This window comes from uncultured Methanobrevibacter sp. (assembly GCF_937906425.1).
Lineage (GTDB): Archaea > Methanobacteriota > Methanobacteria > Methanobacteriales > Methanobacteriaceae > Methanobrevibacter.
In genome coordinates this window covers 1-10,822 of record NZ_CALCYR010000028.1, presented here as the reverse complement: position 1 = coordinate 10,822, position 10,822 = coordinate 1, and the positions used below count along the sequence as shown (strand labels likewise).

At 29.4% G+C, this 10,822-nt stretch carries 9 protein-coding genes; all 9 read left to right on the top strand.

The window, feature by feature from the left end:
- Window positions 1-126 precede the first annotated feature (126 nt).
- The 9 genes from Q0138_RS01005 to Q0138_RS00965 all read left to right on the top strand — a co-directional run bounded on the left by Q0138_RS01005 (window position 127) and on the right by Q0138_RS00965 (window position 10,766).
- Entirely contained in the window at window positions 127-930 is an 804-nt protein-coding gene (locus Q0138_RS01005) for a class I SAM-dependent methyltransferase (RefSeq protein ID WP_297979686.1), read from the top strand.
- A 433-nt stretch (window positions 931-1,363) separates the two neighbouring features.
- The gene (gene eif1A, locus Q0138_RS01000; protein WP_297979683.1) at window positions 1,364-1,687 is read left to right on the top strand and encodes a translation initiation factor eIF-1A; all 324 of its coding nucleotides are present in this window, start codon (window positions 1,364-1,366) and stop codon (window positions 1,685-1,687) included.
- Window positions 1,688-1,946: 259 nt separating this feature from the next.
- Window positions 1,947-2,720 carry a serine protein kinase RIO gene (locus Q0138_RS00995; protein WP_297979680.1) on the top strand — a complete coding sequence of 258 codons (774 nt, stop codon included), beginning with the start codon at window positions 1,947-1,949 and terminating at the stop codon, window positions 2,718-2,720.
- A 230-nt stretch (window positions 2,721-2,950) separates the two neighbouring features.
- Entirely contained in the window at window positions 2,951-3,553 is a 603-nt protein-coding gene (locus Q0138_RS00990) for a KH domain-containing protein (protein WP_297979678.1), read from the top strand.
- Window positions 3,554-4,676: 1,123 nt separating this feature from the next.
- Complete coding sequence (gene top6B, locus Q0138_RS00985) at window positions 4,677-6,461, top strand: DNA topoisomerase VI subunit B (RefSeq protein ID WP_297979675.1); 1,785 nt, start codon at window positions 4,677-4,679, stop codon at window positions 6,459-6,461.
- A gap of 12 nt (window positions 6,462-6,473) precedes the next feature.
- Window positions 6,474-7,562, top strand: a complete 1,089-nt coding sequence (locus Q0138_RS00980) for a DNA topoisomerase IV subunit A (protein WP_297979673.1) — start codon at window positions 6,474-6,476, stop codon at window positions 7,560-7,562.
- A gap of 169 nt (window positions 7,563-7,731) precedes the next feature.
- The gene (locus tag Q0138_RS00975; RefSeq protein WP_297979671.1) at window positions 7,732-8,004 is read left to right on the top strand and encodes a metal-sensing transcriptional repressor; all 273 of its coding nucleotides are present in this window, start codon (window positions 7,732-7,734) and stop codon (window positions 8,002-8,004) included.
- A 313-nt stretch (window positions 8,005-8,317) separates the two neighbouring features.
- Entirely contained in the window at window positions 8,318-8,527 is a 210-nt protein-coding gene (locus Q0138_RS00970; protein ID WP_297979667.1) for a hypothetical protein, read from the top strand.
- Window positions 8,528-8,888: 361 nt separating this feature from the next.
- A complete protein-coding gene (locus Q0138_RS00965) occupies window positions 8,889-10,766 on the top strand; it encodes a cation-translocating P-type ATPase (RefSeq protein ID WP_297979664.1) in 1,878 nt (625 codons plus the stop codon).
- The last annotated feature ends 56 nt before the right edge of the window (window positions 10,767-10,822 follow it).

Here is a 10,822-nt window from a genome sequence, read left to right as displayed (position 1 = left end):
TACACGACGCTCTTCCGATCTTTCTTATATATTATAAAATATAATTATAAATTATTTTATAAATTAATTTATAAATTTAAAATAAAATTTATGAAATTAATCTTTAAAAATATATAGGTGATAATTATGAAAGAAAAAGTCGATTTAAGTGGAGTAACCGAAACAATGCTCATTCCATTGTATTCAAGAGCATTGGAGGCTGAAAGAAAGAATCCTCAATTTATCGATGAAACTGCCATAAAAGTAATAGGCAGTTTGGATTATGATTTTAAAAAACGATTTAAGGATTCAACAAATAAATTGAACTTTTGGGGATGCTGTGGAAGAACAGTATTTCTCGATGACTTTGCAAATGAGTTTATTCAAAAGTATCCTGACTGCTCTGTTGTAAATATTGGATGTGGACTTGATGACAGATTTTCAAGAGTGGATAACGGTCAAATCAAATGGTATAATATAGATTTGCCTGAAGTTATGGAATTAAGGGAAAAGCTTATTGAGAAAAATGACAGAATTGTGAATATTCCAATTTCTGTATTTGACTATTCCTGGATGGAACAGGTAGAGAATAAGGAAAATCTTCTGGTCATTGCTGAAGGAGTATTGATGTATTTGGAAAGGGATGATGTTGTTGAATTGTTTTCAAAGATAGCTGAAGAATTTGAAAATGTGGAATTGCTTTTGGAATTGATGTCTGAATGGATGGTTAAAAATCAAAAAATACATGAAGCTACTAAAACCACCGGTGCAGTATTTACCTGGGGCGTAAAGGAAAGCAAGGATTTCGAATCTTTAGTTCCGGCATATAAACTTATTAAAGAGTTAAATGTAACTGATGGAATGAAAAAATATTCTCCAGTATTTATAACTATTGTGTCTCCATTTTTAAAACCTAGAAACAATAGAATTGCCAAGTTTAAAAAGGTTTAATGGTTTTTTTGATTTTTTTCTGAACTTTTAAATTTAATTAATTAGATTCTCCGCTTTAAAAATTTTATTTAAAAATTTTATATTCTTTTTCTAAAATAATTTAAATCTATTTTTTGCTTGATTTTTTACTTTTTTTTAATTAGTTTTTTTCTATTTTTTGCTTGATTTTTTTATTTATTTAATGCCCTATTTTTCATTGATGATTTTTTCACATTTTTTCAATATCATTATTTTGATTATTCTTTTAATTTTTTATAATATTGTCATTAATTTTTAAAAATAATTCATGATTGTATAGTGGGTAATATTATATATAAAGAAGGATATAATAATTAATAATAAATTATTTGCTATGATTATAAAATATTGATTTAATTTTATTTATTTAAAAATATTTAATTTAGTATAATTTTTTATAGTATTATTTTGGAGAATGTGTAGGAGGCAAATTTTGAGTAGACCACAAAATAACGATCAACAAGAGTATAGAAGAGTACGTACTCCAAGAAAAGGCGAGATTCCTGGAGTTGTAGAACAAATTATGGGACATGGAAAAATTAAAGTAAGATGCGCTGATGGTAATATCAGAATGACACGTATCCCTGGTAAAATGAAAAAAAGAATTTGGATTCGTGAAGGGGACGTAGTTCTTGTAAAACCTTGGGATTTCCAATCTGACCAAAAGGCGGATGTAATTTGGAGATATACAAGAACAGAATCTAATTGGCTTGAAAGAAAAGGCTATTTAAAAATGTAAATCTTTTGATTTATATTTTCTTTTTTTATTTATTTCAGATATTTTCTATTTTTCTTTGTTTTTTATTTTGACTTTTATACTTTTTTTAAATTTAATAAGTTTTTAAGTTATTTCTATTTGTTTATGGGAATAATATTTATATTGGGCAAATAGAATTGGATTAATTTAACTGTAAAGGATATTGGATTAATTTAACTGTAAAGGATATTGGATTAATTTAACTGTAAATGATTTTGCATAATTTTATATAGGTGGTTTTATGGACGAAAATCCTCGTGTAGCTAAAGCGGATGAAGAGGTTCAAAAACTTATTTCCAGAAAAAGAACTAAGGATGCTGATGATAGGAAGGTTTCAAGTGAGATTTTTGATAAGTCCACTTTACAAATCCTTTATAAATTGGCTAATCAAGGTTATTTGGATGTTTTGAATGGTGCTATCAGTACTGGGAAGGAAGCAAATGTTCTAAAGGGAATAAAGGAAGACGGTTCCATTGTAGCGGTTAAAATCTATAGGATTGCCACTTCTGATTTTAAAAAGATGCAATATTATATTGCAGGAGATCCACGTTTTAATGTTCGTTCAAGTAATAAGAGACAATTGATTAATAATTGGGTTAATAAGGAGTTTAGAAATTTAACAAGACTTAAGGAAGCAGGTGTAAATGTGCCTGAAGCTATTGTAAGTCTTAATAATGTATTGATAATTGAGTTTATTGGAGATGATGAAGGAAATCCTTCTCCAACCGTTAAGAATCTTCCTCCACAAGACCCTAATGATTTTTATGAGCAATTGGTCGATCAAATGGATAAATTTATAAATAAGGCTAATTTAATCCATGGGGACCTATCCACTTATAATATCCTTAATCAGGATGAAAAACCGGTTATAATTGATGTTTCACAATCCGTTGTAAGAGATCATATAATTGCAAATGAATTGCTTGAAAGGGATATTAAGAATATTAGCTTTGAATTTTCCAAAATGGGTGTAGACACATCTATAGAAGATTTAACTAATAGCTTGATTAAATAGAATTATTTATTCAAATTTAATCCTTTTTTTATTTTCAAATATTTAATATTAGTTTTCAAATGCTCTTGCCAAAATTTAATGGTATATATTTTATAAACTATCTTATAGTTCAAGATAGTTTTGTTTTTGCCAAATAATTTATAAATATTTATAAAATTAAATAAATAATTAATATTAAGAACTTTAAATAATTAATTATTTTTTTTTAAAATTAAAATGAGGTGAATAAATTGCCAGAAACTGACTATCTTAAAGTTCCTGCTGATAGGGTTGGTGCTTTAATTGGAACAAAAGGAGAAACAAAACAATTAATTGAAAATGCAACTAATACTCATTTAGATATTGATAGTGATGAAGGTACTGTAGCTATTTATCCTAGTGACAATATGGAAGATCCTCTTGGAGTCTGGAAAGCAAATCATATTGTCAAGGCTATTGCTCGTGGTTTTAATCCTCATGTAGCATTAAAATTAAATAAAGATGACATTTATCTTGAAATAATTAAATTGCCATTATATGTGGGTAAATCTAAAAAAGCAATGGCAAGATATAAAGGAAGAATTATTGGAAAGGATGGTAAAACAAGAGAAATAATTGTTGATATGGCTGAAGTGGATATGGCAATTTATGGTAAGACAGTTTCTTTGATTGGTGAACTTGAAAATGTTATGGTTGCTAAAGAAGCTGTAGAAATGATTCTTAATGGATCTAGACATAAATCTGTTTATTCATTCTTGGAAAATAAGAAAAATGAACGTAAAATGAAAGAATTTAAGGAAGTTGTTGGAATCGAAAGGGATGAAATTCAATTCCGTGACGACTTAGATGATTAAATAATTAATTATTTTATTTATTTATTTTTTTTAATTATTTTAATTATTTTAATTATTTTAATTATTTTAATTATTTTAATTATTTTAATATTTATTATTCTTTTATTTTTTTAATGGAATTTTTTATTTTCTATTTTTTATTATTTCATAATTTTATTATTTTTCTTTTTTATTTTTCAAAAATTTAATTTTAATTTTTTTTTAATTTTTCCATTAGGATATTTAAAAAAATTTTTAATTTTAATTTTTTTTAATTTTTCCAATATACGATTAAAAAAATTTAAATTTTAATTTTTTTAAAAATTCTTCTTTTATTAGGATTCACATACTTTTTTTACTATTTTTCTAATTTTTCATTTTCATTTTTTGTTTGTATTCTTATGAATGAATTTTTATTAATAATTTATGTATCGTAATAGACGGGTATGTATGGGATTAAATTTTTTATAGTTGTTAAATAGTAAACTTTCTTTAAAATAAATTTAGCCTTATTTTTTATTATAGTTTGCTTATTTTGATGTAAAATTATTAAATTTTATGCAAAGTATTATATACTTTCATAAACATATATGTATGTAGTGAAGAATTTACTATGTTTTAGTTAATTTTTTCATGTATTTTTAGAAATTTTTTTAAGAATTTTAGAATAATTTTTTTAATCAAAACATTACCACTATAAACATTTAATTTATTCTTAGTTTTTCGAAAATAATTTTTAATTATATTATGATTTGAATTAATTGAAAGTTGAAAAATTTTTAGTATACATTTTTAAAATGATTTTCTTATTAAATTTTTATAAGAATTTTTTAAAATGGTTCATTATTAAATTTTTATAATGATTATTTTAATTTGTTTACTAAAAACGTTTATAGAAATTATAATCACAAATTTTATTTTTGATAAAATTTTTTATTTTATATTTAATTTAAAATTATTTGAATTGTTTTGGATAGTTGAAATTTTTTCAAGAATTTAAAAATGTTTGAATTGTTTTAGATAGTTGAAATTTTTTCAAGATTCCTATTATTCTTGAGGTTTTTAAATTTTTTAACTATTGCTTGAAGTATTTAATTATTTTAAATTAATTGATATATTATTCTAAATGATTAGGAGGTAAAAAGTGGCTCAACAAGCAGATGAACTCTTTAAGAATTTTAAAAAATTGACACCATCAGAGTTCTTTAGAAAAAATAAGCAGATGTTAGGGTTTACTGGAAAAATTCGTTCTTTAACAATTGTTTTCCACGAATTGATCACTAACAGTTTTGATGCAGCAGAAGAAGCAGGAATTTTACCTGAAATAAGTATTAAGTTAGAGCAATTAGGTAAAGATCACTATGTTTTAACTCATTCAGATAACGGTCCGGGCATTCCTGAAGATTTTGTAATGAAGGTATACTGTCAAATGTTTGCAGGTTCCAAATTCAGAAATATTCAATCAAGAGGACAACAAGGTTTAGGTTGTAGTGGTTGTGTATTATTATCCCAAATGACTACAGGTGAATCTACCCATGTTATTTCCGGTTGGGAAGAAGAGGGTAAGATTAAAGGGGTAAAAATGGAATTTAAAATGGATGTAAAGCAAAATAAAGGAGATTTAATTAGAAAAGAATATCTTGAACCGGAAAGTACTGGTGTATGTATAAGACTCCACTTTAAGGAGGTTTCATACTCCTTGGCAGAACAAGGTGCTTTCGAATACATCCGTAGGACCATGATTGCAAACCCTCACGCTAAAATTACATTCAGGGATCCGAAAGGACATAAGTACATATTTAAAAGAGCAGCAGATATTGTTCCAGTTTTACCTAAAGAGGTATTGCCTCACCCTAAGGGGGTTACTGCTGACGATATTGTTACAATTGCTAAATTTACTGATAAGAGAAACTTTAGCAGTATGTTAACCAGTTCCCTATCAAGAATGTCTTCCAAAAAGGTTAAGGAATTAGCTGAAATAACTGGAATTGATATGAAGAAACGTCCAAAAAGCATGACTTGGGATGAAGCTGAAGCTATTGTTCACGCATTTGAAAAGATGAAGTTTATGGCGCCTCCTACTTCTGGACTTATTCCTATTGGTGAAGAGCAAATTGAAAAGGGTATGAAATTGATTCTAAAACCTGAATTCATTACAACCATTACAAGAAAACCTGTCACCTATAAAGGTGGGGTTGCATTCATTATAGAGGCGGGTATCGCTTATGGTGGAGATGCAGGTAGAGTTGTCAATGAACAGAGAAAATCTGAAATCCTAAGATTTGCAAATAGGGTTCCTTTGACTTTCGATCAGGGAAGCTGTGCTATCACTCAAGCTTTACAATCAATCGACTGGAAACGTTATGGTCTAAGAGACTTTGACAACACTCCTCTTACATTATTTGTAAATATTATCTCTACTCAAGTTCCATATCTTTCTACCGGAAAACAGAGTGTTGCTCCTGAACCTGAAATCGTTAATGAAATCAGACAGGCTACAATGAAAATTGCAAGAAGACTTCAAAAGCACATCCGTTCCAAAAAGGCTGCTAAGGAAAAGGAAATGAGGGCAAAAATCTTTGAGGATTATGTTCCTATCATTATTGAAGAGGCAGCAGCTCTTGCAGAAACCGGTGTGCCGGACTATAAACCTGTTCTTGCTAAGGTAACCAAAAAGGCTTTAGCTGAGATTATGGGTGAAAAGATTGAGGAAGAAGAAGAGGAAGAAGACTTCGTAGATTCCTTACTTGAGGAACTTGACGAATTTGGTCATGTTGTTGATGATGAACATTCCACAAGAATCAAGACTCAGGAATCTGATTTGGATGAAATATTTGAAGATGATGAACCTAAGAAATCCAAATCTAAAAATTCTAAAAAGTCTGAAGAGTCCAAAGATGAACAAGCAACTTTATTTGATTCTGAATAGGGGGTAATATTTATGGCTGAAGAAACTGTACATGAACACACTCATAGAGATAAACGTAAAGAGTATACATTTAACAAACTAAAAGGTTTTGGAGAAGAGATTATTGAAGAAATCGAGAAAAATAAGGTCCCTACATTAAGAATTCCTTCAAGAGGAACCGGTAATATTGTTTATGATGAAGACAAACGTTACTATGTTCTCGGTGACAGATTCGGTAAAAGATCTCTTGGTAACGTAAAGCAAATCAGAAAATTAGGTCAAATGGTTTATGTGGCTAATTTCTGTAAGGACCTTGTTTTAAGAGACAAGACTGCAACTATCAGGGAGATGTATTATATCTCAGAAGGTTGGGGTATTGAATTCAATACACAACAGGAATCCAACATTGTAGGTGAGGATTTGGAAGTTGCATTAGGTACTACCCGTGAAGATTTAGGATTAATGCCTGAAGAGGACGGCGCATCAGTTTACGGAGACATTACCCTATTGGATGGTGACTTTGAAATCAATGCAATGAGAGCTGGAAAATCAGGTTATACCATTTCTCCAACCATTGACCAAGTGGAATTGTTGGACTGTGGTGCTGACTTTGTTTTGGCAGTGGAAACCATGGGAATGTTCCACAGGTTGGTTCAAGAGGAAGCTTACAAGAAATTCAACTGTTTGATTGTCGGACTTAAAGGTCAAGCTGCACGTGCTACAAGAAGATTTATTAAAAGGGTAAATGAAGAATTGAAACTTCCTGTTTATATCTGTAACGACGGAGACCCTTGGGGATTCCACATTGCACAGGTAATTATTTCCGGAAGTGCAAAATTAGCTCATGTAAATCACGATTTGGCTACTCCTGACGCTAAATTCTTGGGAGTAACCGCCAGTGATATTATAGAATATGATCTTCCAACAGATCCATTAAAGGATATTGATGTTTTAAGATTGAAAGAGCTTGCTAAAGACCCAAGGTACAGAGGAGATTTCTGGCAAACTGAAATTAAGAAGATGCTTAAGATTGGTAAGAAAGCAGAACAGCAATCTTTCTCCAAGTATGGGCTTGAATATGTAGTAGATACATATTTCCCTGAAAAATTAGGATTAAATTAAATTTTTTCTAATTTTTCTTTTTCATTGGGATAAATTAGCTAATTCTTCTAATTTATTATTAGGATAAATTAGTTAATTCTAATTTTCCTATTTTATTCTTATTCTTATTCTTTTTTCATTTATTTTTAAAATTTTTTTATTATTTTATTTTTTCCGGTTGGTGGATATTTTGAAACAATGTATGGATTCAGAAAATCTTCATAGAAGACTTAAAAAGATTATAGGTCAGTTAAATGCTATCGATCGTATGATTGATGAGGACATTCCTTGTGAAAACATTTTAATGCAGGTAAATGCTGCTAAATCCGCTTTACATAAGGTAGGTCATATCATTGCTGAAGGACATGTAAATCATTGTGTAAAGGATGCAATTGATAAGGGTGACACAGAGGAAGCATTGGCGGATATTTCATCTGTTTTAGAGTATTATTCTAGAATTTAAACTTTCTCTTTTTATTTTTTCTATTCTTTTTTTTATTATTATAAACTCTCTTTTTATTTTTTCTATTCTTTTTTTCATTATTATAAGTTCTCTTTTTCTTTTTAATTCTATTTAAATTATCATAATTATTTTGTTCATTCTTTTTATCCTATTTTAACTTATTTTTTTAAATTAAGTTATTTTACTTCTCTTTTGATTATTTAAAAACTTTTAATTAATTTTCAAAATGAAAATTTTTTAGATACATTTATATATCTGGATATGTATATTAGATATATGTATACCTTATGGGGTATAGGTAATTAATTATAACTTGCGTAATTTTGAAAGAATGTATGGATTCAGAAAATCTTCGCAGTGGCTTAAAAAGATTATAGCTCAGTTAATGCTATCAATTGTATATTATGAGAATGTTCCTTGTGAAAGCATTTTAATGAAAGTAAATGCGACTAAATCTGCTTTAATAAGGTTGTTCACATCATTCTCAAGGGCATGTAACTATTTGTGTCAAAGATGCAATTGAAAAAGTAGATGCTGTGTAAGAATTGTCTGATATTTTATCCATCTTAAAGTATTTTTCACCTTTGTGATTAATACTTTTATTTTTTTAATTATTTTCAATACCTATAAGGGTATGCCTATATCTCTGATTAGTTACTTTAATTGAGATTGATTGTTTTTTTGATAGTTTGACAATTGGTCTCTTTTTTTGGGGATTGATTGTTTTTTTTTTGATAGTTTGACAATTGGTCTCTTTTTTTGGGATTGATTGTTTTTTTTGATAGTTTGACAATCGGTCTTTAATGGGGATTAATGTTTTTTGATAGTTTGACAATTAATCCCTAAATTAACTTAAATTTATTAATTATAGTTTTAGTGGTAATATGAATATAAAAGAATTTTTAATGGATGATGAGAAAAGAGATCTTATTTACATCATCATATCTATTATTGCAATTATTTTGCACTTTTTAGGTATGGATTTATATGGAATAAGTCTCATTTGGGTTGCTATAATATTTTGTGGTATACCAATCCTTAAGGAAGCAGCTATTGGACTTATCACTGAGTTTGATATAAAGGCAGATGTTCTTGTATCAATAGCTATTATTTCCTCAATCATTATTGGTGAACTATTTGCAGCAGGAGTAATTGCTGTTATTATGGCAATAGGCGGATTTTTAGAAGAATATACAGTATCCAAAACAAGAGTTGGAATTGAAAAATTAATTGACTTAAGCCCTACCAAAGGTACCCTGATTGAAAATTATAATCAGCCAAATGAAAGCGAAAGGGAAATTGCAGCAGATTTAATTAATGTTGGGGACATTCTAAAGGTTTTGCCTGGGGAAGTAATTCCTGTGGATGGTGAAATCATTAGCGGTGACTCTTCAATTGACCAATCTGTCATGACTGGGGAGTCCATTCCTGTAGATAAGGTCGTTGGTGATGAGGTATTCAGTGGAACCATAAACCTTTACGGTTCATTTGTAATGAAAGCGACTAAAAAGGGAGAGGACAGTTCCCTTCAAAAATTGATCAAATTGGTTGAATCTGCAAATCCTGAAAATGCTGAAGTTGTAAAATCTGCAGACAGGTGGGCAACTTGGATTGTAATTATTGCATTCCTATGCGCTATCGGTACATGGATAATTACAGGTGAAATTATTCGTGCAGTAACCATTTTAGTAGTTTTCTGTCCTTGCGCTCTTGTACTTGCAACCCCTACAGCTATTATGGCATCTCTTGGTAATTTAACCAAAGTGGGTATTTTGGTTAAGGAAGGAATTTCCATTGAAAAATTGGCAAAAATCGACCAGATGATTTTTGATAAGACCGGTACCTTAACCTATGGTAAACCTACAGTTACCAAAATCATTCCATATTCTGTTATTTCAGAAAAAGAATTGATTCATATGCTTGCATCATTGGAAAGTCCCTCTGAACATCCTTTGGCAAAGGCCATTACTCAATATTATAGGGACAACAATAAGGATCCTTTAGAAAAAGTTTCAGACTTTGAAATGATTGTTGGTAAAGGTGTAAAGGCTAAATTGAATGACAGTCTTTTATGTGCAGGTAATAAGGACCTCTTGGATTTGCTCAATATTCAAATACCTGAAAATTTTGTTGAGCAATCCCTTTCTGAAGATTTAAATCAAGGAGCAACCGCCATTTTTGTTGCAAAAGATGGTGAATTTTTAGGTGCTGTCCTATTGTCTGATGTTTTAAGGGATGATGCAGCAGATCTCATTGTCCAATTACGTAAATTAGGTGTAGATTCCACCTTATTGACTGGGGATAATGAAAATGCAGCTCAACACATGGCTCGTCAAGTGGATATAACTGATTTGGAATACAACTGCTTGCCTGAAGACAAGATTTCTAAAATAAGAGAATTCCAGTCTGGTGATAAGAGAGTTGCAATGATGGGAGATGGTATTAACGATGCTCCCGCTTTAAGACAAGCTGATATTGGTATTTCCATGGGCGGTGTAGGTAGTGACATTTCTATTGAGGCTTCTGATGTATGTCTTGTAAGTGATGACATAAAATATATACCTCATTTGTTGGCACTTTCCAGACAAACAATCAAGACAATTAATAGGGGAATCGGGTTTGCTTTAGGATTAAACATTTTAGCTACTGTATTGGCTATGTTTGGTCTTTTAGGTCCTATTGGAGGTGCATTTGTACACAATATAGGTTCTGTAATTGTTATTATCTATTCCTCCTTATTATTAAGATATGAGTATAAATAATATTCATTTTTTTTTTTTTTTTTAATTGTTTTTCTTTTTTTTAATTGAATTTCAAA

Coding starts and splice junctions, on each gene's coding strand:
- Q0138_RS00980 (WP_297979673.1), top strand. CDS start 6,474: ATGGCTGAAGAAACTGTACATGAACACACTCATAGAGATAAACGTAAA.
- Q0138_RS01005 (WP_297979686.1), top strand. CDS start 127: ATGAAAGAAAAAGTCGATTTAAGTGGAGTAACCGAAACAATGCTCATT.
- Q0138_RS00965 (WP_297979664.1), top strand. CDS start 8,889: ATGAATATAAAAGAATTTTTAATGGATGATGAGAAAAGAGATCTTATT.
- Q0138_RS00995 (WP_297979680.1), top strand. CDS start 1,947: ATGGACGAAAATCCTCGTGTAGCTAAAGCGGATGAAGAGGTTCAAAAA.
- eif1A (WP_297979683.1), top strand. CDS start 1,364: ATGTGTAGGAGGCAAATTTTGAGTAGACCACAAAATAACGATCAACAA.